We start from the raw sequence: 17228 nt of genomic DNA, 5'->3' as shown, positions 1-17228 counted from the left end.
GAGATCTGTACGCCTGTTTTTCGGGAGCGCTACATATATTTCCTGGCATGCATGCAAGTATAGCAGTTTGAGCGTACTCTAAGTCAAGAGGACTGTTAACATGGTGGAAACACACGTAAGAGCGCCTGTCTTGCGGCTTCACGACTGTATAAAGAAGAAAAAGAGAATAGAAGTTATGCTTTGAAAGAAAGAAATCTCTCTCATTCTTAAGCGGGGACAGAAAAAGAGGTGAGAGAGGAAAGCAGGCGGCTCAGTGCCACGAGAGTGCAGGGGAGAGATGCAAAAGGAGGTGTCGCCAAAGAGCATGGCCCGGTGACGCGTGTATGATGGAGCGAAAGGCAGGAGGAAGAAGTCATCAGCAAGCAGGCAGAACGGTATCTGGCTCGTGGCGTGTGCCAGTCCTTATAAAACCCGTCTCGGCTTGAGTATGATCAATAAACCTGTCACCCTCTCCTCCATTGAGTATGAATAGCATTGGGCTCATAAGAAAAGGTTCCCTTTGGCTGATTTCATTGTTGTTCTTGAGAGATGAAGGCGATTTCCAAACCAACCATCTGGACGAGCAGGAGTTAGCTGCACTCTCACTCCATCTCCTCCAACTATGCCTTTTTGTATTGATAAGCTCCTTTTGCAACAAATTTTAGCGAAACCCGAGTAAGTCCAGATGATGCGGGTGGCTGATTGGCGTGAGTGAACGCCGTTATTTTAACAACACATCAATCCCTATGGCACCTTTCGTCTTGACACGGATGACTATTGAGGAAGAGCATCTTGCCTGAGAACCTGGATCAGGAGCGGCTTGATGGACCGACTGATACGATTTTCCAGGTCGAAGTGCTTCGACAAAAAGCCTTGACAGACCATGAACACATGTGTAGGATAGATCTGTCTGCTACGAGAGGAGGAGTGTGACGTGTCCAAACCGAAAACCATCTATGATGTTGCCAACCTGGCCGGGGTCAGCATTTCTACTGTATCGCTTGCACTGAACGCTCCAGGGCGTGTCAGCGCGGAGACGAGACGTAAGGTATTGGAGGCTGTCGATGCACTCGGCTTTGTCCCCAAGCCAGAGGCGGTTGCTAAGGCACGCCGAGGCGTGGGACGCGTCGGCGTCGTTGCACCATATACCTCCTACCCATCCGTGACCCGGCGCCTCAACGGGATTCTCCACATGGTGAGTCAGCGCCCGCTGGAAATCGTCTTGTTCGACCAGGAGTCAGCGGCACAGAGTTCCTCCCCGTTGCTCTCCAGCTTACCTATCACCGGTCGGCTGGATGGACTCATCATCATAAGCCTGCCGTTGGACGAGGCGATAGCCAAACGCCTCATCGACCTGAGGCTTCCCACTGTGCTGATCGATGTCCAACACCCCGGATTCGACTCCGTCTTTACGTCAGACTTCACTGGTGGTCAGCTCGCAGCTTCGCATCTTGTAGCTCGCGGACATCGCCACTTTGGCTTTCTTGGTGAGGAGCAACAATCTCACCTGTATGTCTCACCTGTACAACGGCGGCTCTCGGGCTTCCGTGCAGCGCTGACAGAGGCTGGCTATCCCCTCACAGAGAACAATGTACGCTTCACTGCATATGGAGTTGGGGCGGCTTTTGAGGCGGCAAAGGACCTCTTGTCGATGGAACATCGTCCAACCGCTGTTTTCGCGAGCTCCGATACGCTGGCAGCGGGGGTGCTGAGAGCTGCACATCACCTGGGACTCGCTGTTCCAGACGACGTGGCTATTGTTGGTTTCGATGACGGAGAACTGGCTGAAGCTTTGGGTCTCACGACCGTACACCAGCCTCTGGAAGAAACTGGTCGGGTTGCCGTGGAACTTCTCCTCCAACGACTTGACAGGTCTGGTACAGCTCGCGAGGTGGTCCTGGGTGTGGAATTGGTCGTCCGTGGGACGAGCTAACAACATACCAGCCTCGTTGGTGTTGGTCCACTCGCCCAAATCACGCAGAGAAGAACAGCTATATGATTGCTTGCTACCCTTTGCATTGCAACCAGATAGCCGTATCAGAGGAATCATCTGACCATGAGTTGTCCACGTGCAAGGTGAAGCTTGTTGTAGGCAGGGAGAGGAACCGAGGCAGTGGTAAAGTTGACCATCCTCTCCACGCTTGGAGGCCAGCACATGTGAAGGTGCCTCCGCCCAGCGCTACAACGGGGCTTCGATGCTCCTCGATAGAGCAAGAACATCGAGCCAGGATTGTGCGTCTGAGACGTCACGCAGAGGTTGGCCCACTGCGGGAGAGTGGCAGCCAGGGCTTCCCTGTGCTGAGTACTCCAGGCGATTCTCTCCCTTCATCGAGATAGTACTGGTAAGAGCAAGAGCGGAGCTGCGTGCCCAATATGTATCAATGAGTGCCTGCGACATTTGATGCTCCCCATCCCTATCGACCAGAGACGACTGTGGGGCTGTCGATAACACAAGCATGGGCATCGGCCATGACAACAGCCACAGCTTCGCTCCGAGCAAGATGCATGGTGACCCCAACATCGCGCAAGGCCACCACGACCAGGGGTCACCCCCGGTTATCAGAAAAACGTGTTCGATCTCATTGTCTTTGAGTGCCTGAGCAACTGCATATGCTGCGCGAGCGTGATCTGATCCTGGTGATGTGGAAGCACGTTCTCTGTGTTCTGTTATGGAGTCCTCTCCTGGCGCTGCGCACTGCTGAACGCCTGGGATGACTCTGGATCGAGTGCGAGCACCGATCTCCCACCGTCGACAGGCAGCGTCGCGCCGTTGATAAAACTTGCATCATCTGAGAGCAAATATACGATAGCGGCTGCGATCTCCTGAGAGTGTGCAACCCGGCCAAGCGGATGCAACAGGCGCATTTGCTGTTCGATGCGTGCGGCGCCCTCAGGCTTCTTCCGACGAAGCAACTCCTCGTAGCGCTCGGTCTCCACTGAGCCTGGTGCGACGGCGTTGACACGAATGCCATATGGACCGTACTCGACAGCAAGCGCACGCGTCAGTCCTTCAATAGCGGACTTGGCTGTCACATAGGGGGTGCAGCCGGGAACGGCTTGCCGCGCCTGGTACGAGGAGAGGTTCACAATGGCTCCGTGTGTTCCCGAGGCACAGAAGCGACGGATCGCAGTCCGGCACCCGACAATGACAGGGAAGAGATTCATCGAGATCAGGTCCAGGATCGTGTGCGTGGAGGCGGAGTGGAGCGAGGCGTCCCGGAAGATTGCGGCATTATTGACCCAACCCGCAAAGAAGCCCGCGGTCTGTGCGAGATCCGCAGCACGCTCCGCCACGTTCTCGTCAGAGGCATCACCAACCACAGCGATCACTCGCGGACCAGCGGGATGTGTGTCCACCCAGGTCAGTGCGTCAGGATCACGTTCAATCGCAACCACGATGTTCGCTTCGCTGAGGAGCCGTTCAACAACCGCCCTGCCGATGCCACGGCCTCCGCCCGTTACCACATAGGAGCGGCTCATGCCTGTCCCTGATTGATTTATGCTCGTTTGTTGATTCTCCATATGTTGCCCTTTCTGCTGAAGAGGAATAATTGATGAATTACCCCAAGAATCACAAAGGTGAAGAAGACCACGCACAGCGGGCACGTTGCGCCAGCCTTTCTTTTCTGAAAGCATACACAAACGTTCACTGAATGTCAAGTGCTTTTGTAGAAGCACTTCGATCTTATTCCCTTTTGCAAGGTTCTTTAGGTGCGGGGCATGTTGCTGAAAGGATAATTGCAGCCTGTTGGGAACGTGATGAGCAGACGCAACGTGCGGCGGTTGATCGAGTGGATGCACTGTTTGGACTGGCGGCACTTGGCGGGTCTTTGTTGCGCAACACCTGTCGGTGGGTGTGCGAAGCAGGGAAGAGCGACAGGTAGCAGGGCGTCTTTCCAAACGATATCGTATCAACGCTTCAATGGTTTGCTTTTCATGCGCCCGCGTTTCGAGAAGCGCGAGTGCTATGGCGAAGAAGGTGACTCTCTGTGAAAATGGACATGAGAGACATCTTCCCGAAACGTTTATCCTGTTGAGCCAGTATCTTCCTTCTGATCGAATACCATAGAGCGTTACTGACAAGCAGGGTCTCGAGTGCTGATGGACGATGGTACCGTTCTTTATGTGTTCTGGTCAATCAACGATTGATATCGGAGGTGCTCCATCCTTCGTGTCTTTTTCCATCTGTGCCTATTACAATGCTATAGGTGCATGAGGTAGAGGGACCAAAATGCTCAAAAAGTTTATATTGGGTTTTTTCTATGGAACTGATCTTCGCTGTAGCCGTAATATGCGTTCCGGGCTTACCACAGTGCTTGCAGATAGTAATTTCACCATGTCTTGTAATTGTGCCAGTAGGTAACGTAGTATAATCGATGATCTTTCGAGTGAACATTGTTTCTCCTTGTGAGGGGGTAAATTCTATAGAACTACTATTTTAGTAGTATATCATATTTGAGGTAACTGTTTCTAAGTACAGTGGAAGTATCTAATATCAGGTGTAGTTTCAGCTTTTGAGTCATAGAATTCCAGGTATCTGAATCCCTCAGGTCGACCAGATAACCTCTATATAACCGCAAGTCACTGACTGAGGTGATTATGTCCCCCGATGAACCAGAACGAAAGACTTTCGTCTCAGGCTTGCTTGTCGGAATCAAGGGGTCTGTTCCTGAGATTTCACCCGACTTCTTGAACTCCTTCATTCCCTTTCGGGTGTTTTTCAGGCAAGCTTTCGGTCCGGACATGAACCCGGTTCATCCCAACGCTCATGCCCAGGAATTCTTGCAAACTTCTATGCCCTGGCGATCCTTTTCAATATATCTGAACATTGTCTTCTCTTCATCATCTTCTTAGCAGAGATGCGACGATTTTCTGCAAAGTCTTCCGTTTGTCTGTCTCTGTTATGTATTTGGTGCCCTGCTGAGAGTGAACATCGCTGGTTTGTCGGTGGGGGCAGAAGAGCATGTGAAGTAGCTCTTGTTCTGAATATCCTGTTCTAGGAAGACTTGTAGAAGAGGCAGCATCTTTTGTATAATTTAGAATAAGGAAAGTATTCTCTGTTACTCCCGGATTTTTTCGAGCAGGGGAGATGATACGAGATATATCGCTCCAGTACAAATACTTTGCATTGTTGGGGGAGGTCTATCGTGAGGCAAAAGGAGTAGTAAGGACGAAAGTGCTCTGAAATCAGGTCGTTTCCCTCGTGGGAAACAAAATCAGGCGGATAAATCTATACTGAACGATCCCTTTCGTTTATACCTCTTGCTTGCATTGCCCTGAATAGAACATAAACTTCACTGCCACTCTTCCACCTGTTTATTGATCCGCTTCTTTTATGTTCCCTATTGAGAGGAGAAATGTGCCTATGTATCCCTGGTCTCTTGAATTCAAAGGACGATTAGAAACGCATACTTTTGAAAGCCATATTCTTCGGGAGAATGTCTTACGTGACCCATATCAACGCCCACTATGGGTTTACCTGCCTCCTGGCTACGATGAGGAACCCGAACGGCGTTATCCTACCATTTATATGCTTTTGGGTCTGACCGGCCAGCTTGATATGTGGCGCAATCGCTCCCCATTTCGGAAACACCCCGTTGAACTGGCAGATGAGCTGTTTGCCAATCCAGACATTCCGCCTTGCATTCTTGTCTGGGTTGATTGCTGGACCTCTTATGGAGGTAGTCAGTATCTCGATTCTCCGGCAGTTGGCCGCTACCACACGTACCTTTGTGATGAGATTGTCCCGTGGATAGATGAGCATTATCGAACTTTATCAGCGCGTGAGCATCGAGGAATCTCTGGGAAATCAAGTGGTGGCTATGGGGCTTTCATCTCTTCCGTCTTGCGCCCTGATCTCTGGGGTGCCTTCGCGACGCACTCGGGTGATGCCCTTTTTGAGTATTATCAGCTTCTGTTTCCTCAAGTTGTGCGCGCTCTTCGCGATCACTATGAGGGTTCTTATGAACTGTTCTGGCACGATTTCCGTAGTCGTGTTGCCTTCACAAAGGAGAGTGATGCCGCCCTCCTAGAAGTCTGGTGTATGGCTGCTTGCTACTCAGCCGATGAAGATGGTACAATCCACCTTCCCTTTCACCCTGCCACAGGGGAACTCCGACCTGAAATCTGGGAGCGCTGGCTCGCTTATGATCCAGTTCGTCTGGTAGCCAAACACGCACACACCTTTAGAACGATGCAAGCTATCTATATTGATGCGGGCAGAGCGGACCAGTATTATCTGGATCTTGGTGCTGAGGCTCTCCGTCGGGAGTTACAGGGCATTGGCGTGACTGATATCTTTTTTGAACTCTTTGACGGCACTCACATCGGAATTGAATACCGTTATCCCTTCTCCTGGGAATATCTGGCCAAACGTCTCGCCTAGCCAATGCTCATTCTATGAGGGATGAACAGTTCAGGCAGCCCACGCCCGGTCAGCGGCAGCTTGCCGGGCCTGCGCGTTGAGGGAGAGCGCAAAAGGGAACTGTCTGGCCCGCACTGCACACGAGCGCTGCTGGTCATTCAGCAATAAAAAAATCAGGCACTTTCTCTCTTCCTGTCTCTGTTTCTTTTGTCACTCTGTAAAGACAGAGATCTTGTAAGGAAATGAAAAAGGAGAGCAAAGAGCAAGGAGCAACCGAATGCTATCCCTATCCAGAGCCACAAAGTCATTGGGGATGTGAAAAGAGGCCAAAGAGTTGGATACACTCCTGTTGCGTTCAGAAAAGAGATTTGATACCAGATGGCTCCTGCTCCCAGCCATATTGCGGCATGAATGCTCCAGTAAGCTCTTCGAGTAGGCAGCATACTTATTCCAAAAAGCAGAAGAGCAAGGGCACCATACAACAAAAAGCGAAGTAAGAAAGCAAAGAGGATTAAAGAAGGAAAAGGAAGATAGGAAACCCTTGTAAAAGCGTAATAGCCGTTTAGTCCAAACACCTCTACAGTCTGGGAAGATAGAACCATCCACATTTGGTAGGCTCCCCAGCAGAGAAGGAGGAGACTCATCACCCACAAACTAGAGATAACAATTTTTCGTTTCTCTCGCATATAACCGCTCCCTCGCTTCATGCTTTCAAATTCCAAAGTTAATCCTATTATAATGCGCAGAATAAAGGAAATACAAGAACAAAAAGAGCAAAGCAATCAAAAAATTCCTGCTATTAAAAAAGAGCCAGCAGCTCTCTCAAGCAGGTTGAAAGGTATCTATTCTCCTCTATCCTCTCAGGCGTAGAGACCTTGCTCCTCGCAGTCAAGCCGGAGAAAAAGGCTTCGTAGGATGCAAGGGGGCACTGGGCTGCTGGAACCCTTCCCATGCACTGCCCCCCTTGCTTTATGAAAGGATACTGTTTTGCAGAGCTGTAAAGAAGAAATTATTGTTATGACATTAAGTGTTTAAGAGCCTTACTTCTTTCCAATCTTGTTTGCACCTCTTTATTTTCACGGTTGGTGTGAATGAACATGGGGCGAGACAAGCAATGCAGCAAATGCCAACAGGGACGACGAAGCAGCTATTGAGCCAGGGAGAGGCGTTGTGCTGTGCGATTCTAGCCGCCAGCAAGACATGCAAGCCCAGAGAGGGTATGCGGTCGCACCTGCTGGAGGCAAAAGAAGACGACATGCGACCTGGGAAAGACCGTCTCGACCTATTGCCGTCGGGCTTGCAAAGATGTGCTGCTCGGCCACTCTTCAGGGACGAGGACTGTAACATAGCTTAGGAGGTGTCACCACAACCAACCCAAAACGTGCATAAAGCCGCTGCTGCATTTCTTTTGTGCCTTTGCAAAGGTACAAGCGCATCATGAAGGAGGGGAAGAGATTGCTAGAGGCTGTTCAGGACTCAAGCTCACGTGCATGAATTGAGAAAGCAGCAGGCAAGCGAAGACCACAAACTGCAAGCCTGTGACTGTTTGTGGAAGCCGTTCATCGTCGTGGACGCGCGCTGGAAGCGACTGACCCAGGCTCGCGGAGCGCTCCACGACGAGAGAGACGGGGCGAGAGCACGAAGCCTCTCTTGGCTTGTGGCTGCTTGATCACAACTAGCTCAATGCCCGCTTGTGCTGCCGCTTCCCGTGAGGCCTCGCCTGTGTCGATCAGAGCGACACAGGCGATCTGGACACTTTGGTCCTCAGGCTCTGTACCTCCCACGGGTTGCGCAACGAGACAGTATAGCTGAGCAGTAAACGGGGAATCAAAGAAATATGGAAGAAATGAATCTACATCGTGCTACGGATGTTATTGCAGCAAAAAGGATCGAGTGACCATCACGTTTTACTGCTCAGCGATCATTGTTTGTTCGTTTTGCGTCCCTCAGGTGAGAGAAATGCATCGAAGCCTAGTGCATGATAGTATCCATAGAGGGCAAAACTGAGAAACCATGTTGCCATCTGTTTGGGGGTATGTTGCTGTTCTCCTTCGAGCCACCGGGTGACCATTCCAATAAACACATTCGATATTGCAGCAATGGCGACCTCGGAAGGCATTCTATATCGGTTGGATGGTTGCCGCGATGCCTCAAGACGTTTTTGTGCCAGGTCTGCTACATACTCACACACCTGTGCCACAAACCAGGGGCTCCCACGTTGACTGAGCAGAGCTCGATACATCCTGGCATGAAGAGCGAAGTGCTCAAACAACTTGACCCACATTTGTGGGGGATGTTCTGGATCGACACGACCTGGTCCCTCTAGCGGTGTCCCGAGACTTTTGGAGAGTTCATCAACTGCTTCCCTGAAAATACTGGTGACCAGGTCATACTTATCTTGATAATGCAGATAGAACGTGGTGCGATTGACCATCGCTCGCTCGGCAAGGTCACCCACAGTGACCGCATCAAAGCCGCGTTCTTCGATTAACGCAATAAGTGCTTCGCGCAACACCATTTGTGTTCGCCTGACCCGCAGATCAGCCTTCTTTCTCGTCAAAATGTCCTCCTTGTCGAATATCCGACAGTTCTTCAGATCTGAGTATTGAAGTGAAAGACTTCCAGCGCTACACTGTCTCTCACAACAGTATGCCATATATTCGACAGGCTGTTGTGAGATGAGGACCGTTTGAGTATTGAGAGAAGCAAAAGGAGAAGACAGCATGTCATCAAGTCCACTTCAACTGAAAACCAGTTACTCTCGTCTGAATCTGGTTGACAGTGAGTTGTTAGATTTCCAGTATCTTCGGACCCTTTCTTATGAGCTGTATGGTGCTGCATCGGTTGGTGAGGTGTTGAGAGTCGCCCACGACATCGCACGTAAGGGAAGCACGAGAGACGCCTCCATCGAAACCTGGGTTCAACAAGGACGACACAACGCCAGAAGAGCGCAAGAGGCGTTGGCGCTGGGGCAGCGTCAGACGGCCCGGATCAACTTTCTGCGAGCGTACAACTACTTGCGCACTGCTGAGTTCTTCTTTGACCGACATGACCAGGCCAACTTCGATGCCATCTACTTTGAAAGTGTGGCCGCCTTCGATCAAGCCATCGCCCTGTTTGAGACACCGGTCGAGAAAATCGACATTCCCTTCGAGGATGGAGTCAGCATACCCGGTTACCAGAAAGCGGCAGAAGGCCCCTGGCTTCAGCCAAGGGGATGGATGGCGCAGGAAGCCAGCAGCAGCAGGACGTCCCCCTTCGCTTGACAGAAGACAATCGTTGTGTTAGGATATGCGAAGACAGTGAGGACGAACAAGGAGCAAGGGATGCTGATCTACGAATACAAGCTCGAGGGGTCGAAAGCGCAATTTGCCGCCATCGAGGAAGCCATCCGCACCACCCAATTCATTCGCAACAAGTGCCTGCACCTCTGGATGGATGCACGTGGCATCTCCAGGAATGATCTGCAGCGGTATTGTGCTGTGCTGGCCAGACAGTTCCCTTTTGCGCTCTCCCTCAACTCACAGGCCCGGCAAGCTGCCGCTGATCGGGCGTGGGCTGCCATCTCCCGTTTCTACGAGAACTGTCGCCTCAAGACACCCGGCAAGAAGGGCTCTCCTCAGTTCCAGCGCGATTGTCGCAGTGTCGAATACAAGCAGACGGGCTGGAAGCTGGAGGCCGATGGCATTCATATTCGCTTCACAGATGGCTGTGGCATTGGCCGGCTGCGCCTCATCGGCTCTCGTGATATCATGACCTTTCCCCTCTCACAGATCAAGCGGGTACGGCTGCTCCGGCGGGCTGATGGGTATTATTGTCAGTTTGCGGTGGCGGCCACGCGACGCGTTGAGCATCAGCCCTCGGGCAAGCAGGTGGGCATTGATCTAGGGCTGCGTGCCTTCTTCACCGACTCCGAAGGCAACACCGTGGCTCCTCCTCAGGATCTCCGCAAGGCGGAACGGCGGCTCAAGCGGCTGCATCGTCGGCTCTCGAAGACGCAGAAGCGCTCCGCCAAGCGCAAGAAAGCCCGTCAAGCCCTTAGCAAAGCGTATCTCAAGGTACAGCGGCAGCGCGAGGACTTCGCCAGAAAGCAGGCGAACGCGCTCATCTCGTCTCACGATCCTCTTTGCCTACGAAGCCTTGCAGATCCGTCACCTGGTCAAGAACCGCCATCTGGCCAAGAGTATCGCTGATGCGGCGTGGGGTCGCTTCCTCTCCTGGGTCAGGTATTATGGCACGCTGCATCGTGTTCCGGTGATCGGGGTGGAACCGGCCTTTACGACTCAGAACTGTTCTCGTTGTGGACAACGGGTGAAAAAGAGCTTGAGTATGCGTACACATCTGTGTCCCGGCTGTGGTTTGCTCCTCGATCGCGATCACAACGCCGCCTTGAATATCTTGCAGAAGGCTCTACAGGGTACCGTCGGGCAGACGGGAACCGACGAGGAGGTCTCGTCGAACGCTTCTGGACAGCCTGCCGCTACGCGTCGTCGCACTGCGGCGCCGCGCAAGCAGGCTGGATGAAGGAAGAATCCCCGGCCTTCAGGTCTGGGGAGTGTCAATTCTTCAAAGCAGGAAAGGACGACCAGCCTCGCGCGACGGTGATCGTGAGCGGAGGAGGCGATGGGCATGGAGAGGAGGTTTACTTTCTTGGCGGCGTTCCTGAAGCCCTCACACGCGGCTTGAATGTCCTCCTGTTTCATGGCCCTGGTCAGCGAGGTCTCTTACATCGGCACCCCGAACAGATCATGCGCGCTGACGCTGAGGTGCCCTTTGGGGCGGTCATTGAGTATGCCCTCTCACGTTCCGATGTTGATCACAAGCGTCTGGCCATCTATGGGATGAGCTTTGGAGGCTATCTCACCCCCAGGGCCGCCGCACATGACTCCCGGATCAAAGCCTTGATCGCCAACGCTCCTATTCGCAATTTCTACGATCTGTTGAGCAAGAAATCGGCAGGAGGCGGAAGCTACCAGTGAGAAGGCGCCTATCTCAGATTGGGCCTGGGATGCCATGATTGACAACTACATGCTCTGGAATAATGGAGCTCGTTCGTTCTCAGACTTTGTCTCGAAGACCAAGTCCTACACCCTGGAAGGGCTAGAACAGAAGATCACCTGCCCCACCCTGGTCCTATCAGCAGAAGGGGAGGGGGAAGAGGCCAGAGCACAAGCACAGCAATTTTATGAGGCACTGCACTGCCCAAAACACTTTTACTCTCTTTCCATCACTGATGGGGCCGATAGCCACTGTGGACTGAGCAACATCGCCTTGACCTCGGCCCTGGTCTATGACTGGATCACTGAGGTCTTTGCTCGCTCATGATCACAGCACTGGACGCAAGAACTGACATCATGGATGAGGAAGAAGAGGGTGTATGTATCAAGCCGCCACACGGCGTTGTCAGGCCATCTACCGGATGGCCTGGCAGTTGTCGGGTATGAACTACGTCAAATGCTCTTGAGAGAAGGAGACAGACGCACGCCATGACACAAACGGCGGTAACGATCCAGATTATGCCGCAATCGGCTCCCTCACTCCCTTCGTGGAGGGGAGAAGCGGCAGCCTTTGCTCAGGTCCTCACTCATACAGGGAATCCTCAATGCGATCCAGAGACAGGCGCGTTTCGCCCGCGCCCGCTTCGGCACCTACGACCTGATCGATTTCGTTGCGGTGCTGATCGGCTATGCTGTATCCGACGAAGCAACCTTGAAAGCGTTTTACGAACGGCTCGTTCCCTGGCCTCGCCATTCATGGCGCTCTTTGGACGAAACCGGTTGCCCCATCGCTCAACCCTGTCTCGTTTTCTTGCCGCCCTCGCCCCACTTACAGTGGAGGCCCTGCGCACGCTCTTTCAAGAGGATCTGCTGGCCCGCAAGCTGTTTTCCTCCTCTGGTAGCCTGGTTGATCGAACTGGCGAGCAATGGCTCGTGGTCGATGTGGACGGAACGAGACAAGCTGCCCGCTAACGAGCGTTGCCACAAACAAAAGCACTGCCCGCTCCCTTCCGCCGTTTTGATCGGGTGTGCGCACCAGGGTATCAGGGACGCAAACGAGGAGAAATCGTCCGCACCGTCATCCTCCAGGCGCATACCCACCAGTTTCTGGGCACGTTTGGCGGATCTGGCAATGGGGATTATCGCGGTGAACTGTGTCGGTCCGTCCAGGTGATGACTAGCAATGCCTCCCAGTTTGCGCTTCCTCTCGCCTCGGTGGCACTGCGGCTGGATGGTTTGTATGGTGATGCTGCTCCGCTCCTCGACGTTGTGGCTACGGGACTTGGGGGAAGCGCCAGAAGCTGTGCCTATCACTTGTTGGAAGTGGAGGCAGTCAAGCAGATGCTTACTCATGCCCCCAATCATGTGAGTACACACTCAGAAAGCGGCATGACACGAGCAGGACCAGACGTGCGTTTAGTGGTTGCAACGCATGGTGCCCCCTCCTCTCCTCCCGCCGTCGGCGTCGAGCGGGATGGCACGGTCTATGAATTATTTGTCAGTACCCTTCTCTCCCTGCAGGTGTTAGCGAGAGGACAGCATATGCATCGATCCTCACTGTTGCGATATGACATCGTGGTGGTGGATCGGCCCCCCCTTTCTTGTGAGCGGGTTCACGTCGGGCTGGGAAGTCGCACGCTTTGTCTGATGCTCTCTGCCTCAGATCGCACGGGCCTGCAACGAGTTCGCAGGCCATTGCACCAGTCTTGTGAGGAGCCCGCCCGAGAGCGTCCTCAGCTTGAGCAGGTCCTCCCTGGTTGCCAACGCCCGTCTGCTTTCTGACAGGGCTGGAGGAAGGTGTTCCTCATCGGATGAGGGTTCAAGATCTGTGTTCTCTCATGGGAATGCTCGTGTGCTGGTGGTCTGAGAGACGGGCTCTTCTCGGCGGGAGGTGGCTGACGGGGTAACAGTATCCGCGTTGGCTCGCGCAGGGAGCCGCGTGAAAAGGGTCTTGTGTGGCCTCTGCTGGGGTGGTTGAGGTGGAACCACGCTGGCTCGGGTCAGTGGAGCAGGGACGCGAAGAGGATCTGTGGCGACCGAGCAGCAGATGCTCTGAAAGGCGGTGTGTGTGCCGTTGTGGTAGGGAGCGGAAGGGGGGAGAAGAGCCCTCAAGAGCAAGAGGAGGAAAGGCGGTGCCGCTGTGTCCTGGCTCATCGAAACAGGGGGATGTTCCCGTGAGGCTGGAACAAGCTGAACAGGAGATGTGCGTCCTGCCAGGCAGTATGAGCGGCGGTCAGGAAAAGGCGCATTGGCATGGGAGTGAAGGGGAAGAGGGCATTGTCATGCCTGGAAGAGAGCGGGATGGAGGAGTCATGCGTTCACTCCTTCCAGGGGCATGTTTCGATGCGCAAACCCGATCGAAAAAAGAGAAGCTGCGCTGGTGGCTCGATGCGTCTGGCAAGACGATTGATGTGTTTCGCGTTCGTGCAGCGCTTTTGGGAAAAGCAGGGGGAAAAAGGCTGGATGTGGTGATAAAAAAGAGCTTTTTTTGGCTGCTTCTCAGTAGGATGCAACGGAGGGACCTCGCGGGAACAGCACCTCTGTTCCTGGATGGGGCTTCATCGTTTCGACCTGACACGTGAGGGGATCGTGTGACGAGTGTTCTCAGTGTATTAGGAAGGGGGAACATGTGGATCGTATCCCGTTCCTGCTGGATCTGGAAAGCGACGGGGTGCGCCCGGACGGCTCCCCAGCGTTGGGCGATGAGCAGGAAGTGCTGCCGACTGAACACGTCAATTGTCACGAAAGACAGCGTGTAAAAAAACAAAAAAAGGGACAGAAGACGGTCTGTCCCTTTCCCTTTGCAAGGGGCTGGCAGCTCAGAGCGAAGGGGGCCAGCGCGGCTCTGAGCAAAGAAGCAGGCTGCTCACCAGAAGCAGCAGCCTTCGCTGTGAGAGGCATGAGCGATGGCAGCATTCACCTTCTCTTTCCCAAGATCATGAACCAGGGAATGGGAGAAACAGACCAGCCTGCCAGGAGGCAATGGCTCGTGCGAGAAAACGAATGAGCAGCTCCCTGCTGAAGTGAATGGCACGGCAAAAATCGTGCGACTCTCAAAACGATCTCTGACCCTGTGCACGAAGATTGTTGAGGATGTCTTCGATACTTCTTTGCATCTTGGCCATTCCAAAGAAGCCCCACAGACATGGTATCTCCAGCGAAGCTCAAGAGTGAGAGCTGCTGGCCATTTCTCGCTAGCAGCGTGTAATCCTCACTCTTCAGCAATTCCGCGAGGAGCAGCGCGGTATAGATCAGGTGCTTGACTCGAAGAGCTGCGGTCAACCGGCCTGGAGCGCTTCTCCGTAAGGCTCACATCACCCACCTGGGAGGGAGGAACCAGTTCAGAGATGCAGCGACGCAGGCGTGTTGTGGGGTGAGTGGTTGCAGTGGTGGAACGAGAACGCTGTGAGTGCTTTTTGTGTGCTTTTTGTGTGCTTTTGTGTCGGTCTTCATGCAGGTGATGGGGAGATGACAGACACAAAAAGGACACAAAACGGTCCTGATGCGTCCTTGAAAGGAGACAGCGCCTGTCGAGGCTGGTGTGAGGTGCCTGAGCAAGCACAGGAGCATGAAGGCGAAGCGTGTGTGGAGCAGGAGAAGAGTGCGGCCAGGAAGAGAGGAAGGTTTGCGCAGGGGAGAGGGGGAGTCCTCGTGGAGGAAAAGGATGCAGTTCTGCAAGCGAGGTGGGAAGAATGGCACATCGGAAGGAGGGTTGCGGTTTCGCAAAAGCGGGAAGCGAGAGGGATGGCAGGAGACAAGAGAGGGAAAGCGGGAAAAGGGAGGGAATGAGCCGGGAAAGAGGAGGGAGAGGGAGCGGCCCAAGCAGGCACGCCGTTGTTTCTGTGCTGTTGGGGAGGGTATCCGTCGCGGTTCTGTCTGGGAGGTGGAGCCGGTGGAGGATGAGGGGTGTGGTGGTTTGGAGCGTGTCATTCCCCACCACTCGTCTTTGCGGCGTCGTTGAGTTCGCGAGCGCATTGGTGTTGTGGTGCTGGGCTCCATGCTCAGACACGGCTTCCCTCCAGCAGGTTCCTCCGAAGCGGAAAGCGGGGTCCGTCTGCCCGGCCTGTTGAGGATGCCAAAAATCGGAACAAAGCCGGAGCAGGTACCTGTCCCGGGAATGGAGCAGCAGGTCCGGGTTTGGTGGAAAGAGGGGGGGTGTTGCATCTTGTGGGGGAGCGTGCGATAGGGCATATGTTTCCGTTGCGAGAGAGGGATCAGGATGCTGTGGAAGCATATCTTTCATCCTCTGGGGAGCAGGTTGGTGCCAACGCAGATGACGAGGAGGAGACGTCATCGCAGGTTGCTGTCGTGCGTGACGGGGGGCTCTCTTCATCCGCTTGCGCGGAAAGTTTGCTTCCGCTTAGCATGAGATGAGAGGGTGCTGGCATGCGCTTTCAAGAGGAGGTGATGGACAAAAAGCGCTTTCAGAAGCTGGTGGCTGGAAGCGGGATCATCGGAGGAGGGTGGGACGGAACCGGGAGAGAGGGGGGAGGGTTGCGGTTTCGCAAAAGCGGAACGTGGGTGAGATTGTTGGTGCAGTAAAAGCAGAGGAGGAAAAGGCGGGAGCGAGCCAGCAGAGGGAGGAGAGAGGGAGTGACCCAAGCTGGCACTCATAGGTGTGGATGGCTGTGAGCAGCGCTGTTGCGGGTGGTCTCCGTCGGGGTTGTGGCTGTGTCCAGCAGTGATGAGGTTGATGGGAGGCAGGATGGCATCCTGAGAGGAGGAAGCTGGATCGCGGAGAACGTGGGCAGGGAGCAGCAAGGTGATGCTCTGGTGGAGGCTCCACACGCTCAGCGTGAGCCAGGGGAAACGGCCCTGTTTCCCGTCAAACGAAGCGACCGTCGAGGGCATGTCAGGTTCATCTTTCTGGAATGCCCCACCGTGGACGAGCCATTCTGACGAAACGACGCTTCCCTTCTGCGACTGTTCTTGCTCCTATTCGTCGAGAATGCCAAGTGCCGGAGTGTCGCTCATGCTGCTCCCAGCAGGTGCTCCTGGTCGTCTTGTGCATCCCTTTCCTTCCTGCTCGATGGATCTCAGCATTGTTGCAAGCGCTCTGTCTGTTTGCCGATGTCCGATCCGTTCAAGGAACGCTCCAAGAAGCTGGCCGTTTTTCAGGAGCTGGATTCTCCATGCGAAAAAGGGGGGAACTTTTTGCCGCTTCGCGGGAGATGCGAGGTGCTTCTGGGCGTCGGGGCCGCGATACAGAAGCTGTCTCTCTGCTTTGACGCTGAAGCCTGTCTTTGGCCGCTGTCGATGTGCTTCCTTGTTGAGAAGCTGCTTGATCGCTCAGCGCATGAGCAAGGAATGAAGGAGCATTTTGCCTCTCTTGTAAACTTTGTAACGATATGTTACGCTTAAGGGGAGAAGGAGCGAGGAACCCTGGATGCCATTCCTCAACCAAATGGTTCATCCTACCAGGCAAGATATGCTCAATCAGGTGCTGCCCTCTCTTGCGAGTATACTCACCAAACACATCATTTCTGGGGAAAATTCGTGAAAGAAGTGACAAGAAAAGATGAAAAAAGGGATAAGGAGGTGAAGAGGGGCATGCAGAAGAAATTCTATCTGACCAGAAGAAGAGAACTGATCAAGCTGGCAGGTCTCACCTTTCAGGAAGTGCATCGAGAAACCGATATCCCTGAGAGCACATTCCGTTGGTATGCCGGGGTGATTCCCCTGCGAGATGGTGTTCTGCTCCTTCATGATCACAACAACGTTTGCACCTTCAGGAGAGAAGGAAGAGAGGGGGGAGAGGTCAAGAGGCTCTCGTTGTATGAGAGCGAGCCATGTGGGAAGAAAATGGACGAGAGAGGAGATCTCCCTTGACCTCAAGCCAGAAGAAACTGAGGATTGGGAGAACGCTTCTCCTCGGGATCATATGTGCG

The 17228-nt window shown here is 53.7% G+C and carries 19 protein-coding genes and 1 pseudogene; 16 read left to right on the top strand and 4 right to left on the bottom strand.

Features of this window, described 5'->3' with window-relative positions; translation table 11 throughout:
• The first annotated feature begins 913 nt into the window (after positions 1–913).
• Positions 914–1912 (top strand): LacI family DNA-binding transcriptional regulator, encoded by a 999-nt coding sequence (locus KTH_RS06020; RefSeq protein ID WP_497617176.1) that lies wholly within the window; start codon positions 914–916, stop codon positions 1910–1912.
• A gap of 734 nt (positions 1913–2646) precedes the next feature.
• On the opposite strand, the gene KTH_RS06015 is transcribed toward KTH_RS06020, so the two are convergent.
• Positions 2647–3501, bottom strand: coding sequence for an SDR family NAD(P)-dependent oxidoreductase (locus tag KTH_RS06015; RefSeq protein WP_497617174.1), 855 nt, complete (start codon positions 3499–3501; stop codon positions 2647–2649).
• Positions 3502–3674: 173 nt separating this feature from the next.
• On the opposite strand from KTH_RS06015, the gene KTH_RS06010 reads away from it, so the two are divergent.
• Together KTH_RS06010 and KTH_RS06005 are read left to right on the top strand one after the other, a co-directional pair.
• Positions 3675–3863, top strand: coding sequence for a hypothetical protein (locus tag KTH_RS06010; RefSeq protein ID WP_497617173.1), 189 nt, complete (start codon positions 3675–3677; stop codon positions 3861–3863).
• A gap of 1481 nt (positions 3864–5344) precedes the next feature.
• Positions 5345–6364, top strand: a complete 1020-nt coding sequence (locus KTH_RS06005; RefSeq protein ID WP_497617172.1) for an alpha/beta hydrolase — start codon at positions 5345–5347, stop codon at positions 6362–6364.
• Here KTH_RS06005 and KTH_RS06000 read toward each other — a convergent pair.
• Positions 6361–6501 carry a hypothetical protein gene (locus tag KTH_RS06000; RefSeq protein WP_497617170.1) on the bottom strand — a complete coding sequence of 47 codons (141 nt, stop codon included), beginning with the start codon at positions 6499–6501 and terminating at the stop codon, positions 6361–6363. The two genes, KTH_RS06005 and KTH_RS06000, sit on opposite strands and share 4 nt — an antisense overlap.
• 1042 nt (positions 6502–7543) lie before the next feature.
• On the opposite strand from KTH_RS06000, the gene KTH_RS05995 reads away from it, so the two are divergent.
• Positions 7544–7687, top strand: a complete 144-nt coding sequence (locus KTH_RS05995) for a hypothetical protein (RefSeq protein ID WP_497617169.1) — start codon at positions 7544–7546, stop codon at positions 7685–7687.
• A gap of 215 nt (positions 7688–7902) precedes the next feature.
• Here KTH_RS05995 and KTH_RS05990 read toward each other — a convergent pair whose 3' ends face one another.
• Together KTH_RS05990 and KTH_RS05985 are read right to left on the bottom strand one after the other, a co-directional pair.
• On the bottom strand, positions 7903–8127 hold the full coding sequence (locus KTH_RS05990) for a hypothetical protein (protein WP_497617168.1): 225 nt from the start codon (positions 8125–8127) through the stop codon (positions 7903–7905).
• A 137-nt stretch (positions 8128–8264) separates the two neighbouring features.
• Positions 8265–8903, bottom strand: coding sequence for a TetR/AcrR family transcriptional regulator (locus KTH_RS05985; RefSeq protein WP_497617166.1), 639 nt, complete (start codon positions 8901–8903; stop codon positions 8265–8267).
• A 163-nt stretch (positions 8904–9066) separates the two neighbouring features.
• Here KTH_RS05985 and KTH_RS05980 point away from each other — a divergent pair, with 163 nt between their 5' ends.
• The 12 genes and pseudogenes from KTH_RS05980 to KTH_RS05925 all read left to right on the top strand — a co-directional run bounded on the left by KTH_RS05980 (position 9067) and on the right by KTH_RS05925 (position 17169).
• Positions 9067–9609, top strand: coding sequence for a hypothetical protein (locus tag KTH_RS05980; RefSeq protein WP_497617164.1), 543 nt, complete (start codon positions 9067–9069; stop codon positions 9607–9609).
• 60 nt (positions 9610–9669) lie between these two features.
• Positions 9670–10867 (top strand): annotated as a pseudogene (locus KTH_RS05975) (RNA-guided endonuclease InsQ/TnpB family protein).
• Complete coding sequence (locus KTH_RS05970) at positions 10864–11322, top strand: alpha/beta hydrolase family protein (protein ID WP_497617162.1); 459 nt, start codon at positions 10864–10866, stop codon at positions 11320–11322. The pseudogene KTH_RS05975 and the gene KTH_RS05970 overlap by 4 nt, the downstream one beginning before the upstream one ends.
• 34 nt (positions 11323–11356) lie before the next feature.
• The gene (locus KTH_RS05965) at positions 11357–11668 is read left to right on the top strand and encodes a hypothetical protein (protein ID WP_497617160.1); all 312 of its coding nucleotides are present in this window, start codon (positions 11357–11359) and stop codon (positions 11666–11668) included.
• Positions 11669–11829: 161 nt separating this feature from the next.
• Complete coding sequence (locus KTH_RS05960) at positions 11830–12312, top strand: hypothetical protein (protein ID WP_497617158.1); 483 nt, start codon at positions 11830–11832, stop codon at positions 12310–12312.
• Positions 12313–12318: 6 nt separating this feature from the next.
• A complete protein-coding gene (locus KTH_RS05955; RefSeq protein WP_497617155.1) occupies positions 12319–13122 on the top strand; it encodes a hypothetical protein in 804 nt (267 codons plus the stop codon).
• Positions 13123–13514: 392 nt separating this feature from the next.
• Complete coding sequence (locus tag KTH_RS05950) at positions 13515–13922, top strand: hypothetical protein (RefSeq protein ID WP_497617152.1); 408 nt, start codon at positions 13515–13517, stop codon at positions 13920–13922.
• Positions 13923–13969: 47 nt separating this feature from the next.
• A complete protein-coding gene (locus tag KTH_RS05945; RefSeq protein WP_497617150.1) occupies positions 13970–14347 on the top strand; it encodes a hypothetical protein in 378 nt (125 codons plus the stop codon).
• Between the two features lie 657 nt (positions 14348–15004).
• Positions 15005–15301: a hypothetical protein gene (locus KTH_RS05940; protein WP_497617148.1), complete on the top strand. Its 297-nt coding sequence runs from the start codon at positions 15005–15007 to the stop codon at positions 15299–15301.
• Between the two features lie 425 nt (positions 15302–15726).
• On the top strand, positions 15727–15882 hold the full coding sequence (locus KTH_RS05935) for a hypothetical protein (RefSeq protein WP_497617146.1): 156 nt from the start codon (positions 15727–15729) through the stop codon (positions 15880–15882).
• A gap of 99 nt (positions 15883–15981) precedes the next feature.
• Complete coding sequence (locus tag KTH_RS05930) at positions 15982–16239, top strand: hypothetical protein (RefSeq protein ID WP_497617144.1); 258 nt, start codon at positions 15982–15984, stop codon at positions 16237–16239.
• A gap of 651 nt (positions 16240–16890) precedes the next feature.
• The gene (locus KTH_RS05925; protein WP_497617142.1) at positions 16891–17169 is read left to right on the top strand and encodes a hypothetical protein; all 279 of its coding nucleotides are present in this window, start codon (positions 16891–16893) and stop codon (positions 17167–17169) included.
• Positions 17170–17228 lie beyond the last annotated feature (59 nt).

It is taken from the genome of Thermosporothrix sp. COM3, assembly GCF_059696735.1.
Note: the sequence above shows the minus strand (reverse complement) of the source record. Positions and strands in the feature narration are given on the sequence as shown.

Coding starts and splice junctions, on each gene's coding strand:
- KTH_RS05970 (WP_497617162.1), top strand. CDS start 10,864: ATGAAGGAAGAATCCCCGGCCTTCAGGTCTGGGGAGTGTCAATTCTTC.
- KTH_RS06005 (WP_497617172.1), top strand. CDS start 5,345: ATGTATCCCTGGTCTCTTGAATTCAAAGGACGATTAGAAACGCATACT.
- KTH_RS05980 (WP_497617164.1), top strand. CDS start 9,067: ATGTCATCAAGTCCACTTCAACTGAAAACCAGTTACTCTCGTCTGAAT.
- KTH_RS05960 (WP_497617158.1), top strand. CDS start 11,830: ATGACACAAACGGCGGTAACGATCCAGATTATGCCGCAATCGGCTCCC.
- KTH_RS05925 (WP_497617142.1), top strand. CDS start 16,891: ATGCAGAAGAAATTCTATCTGACCAGAAGAAGAGAACTGATCAAGCTG.
- KTH_RS05965 (WP_497617160.1), top strand. CDS start 11,357: ATGATTGACAACTACATGCTCTGGAATAATGGAGCTCGTTCGTTCTCA.
- KTH_RS06000 (WP_497617170.1), bottom strand. CDS start 6,501: ATGACCAGCAGCGCTCGTGTGCAGTGCGGGCCAGACAGTTCCCTTTTG.
- KTH_RS05935 (WP_497617146.1), top strand. CDS start 15,727: ATGCGCTTTCAAGAGGAGGTGATGGACAAAAAGCGCTTTCAGAAGCTG.
- KTH_RS06015 (WP_497617174.1), bottom strand. CDS start 3,501: ATGGAGAATCAACAAACGAGCATAAATCAATCAGGGACAGGCATGAGC.
- KTH_RS05940 (WP_497617148.1), top strand. CDS start 15,005: ATGCAGTTCTGCAAGCGAGGTGGGAAGAATGGCACATCGGAAGGAGGG.
- KTH_RS05995 (WP_497617169.1), top strand. CDS start 7,544: ATGCAAGCCCAGAGAGGGTATGCGGTCGCACCTGCTGGAGGCAAAAGA.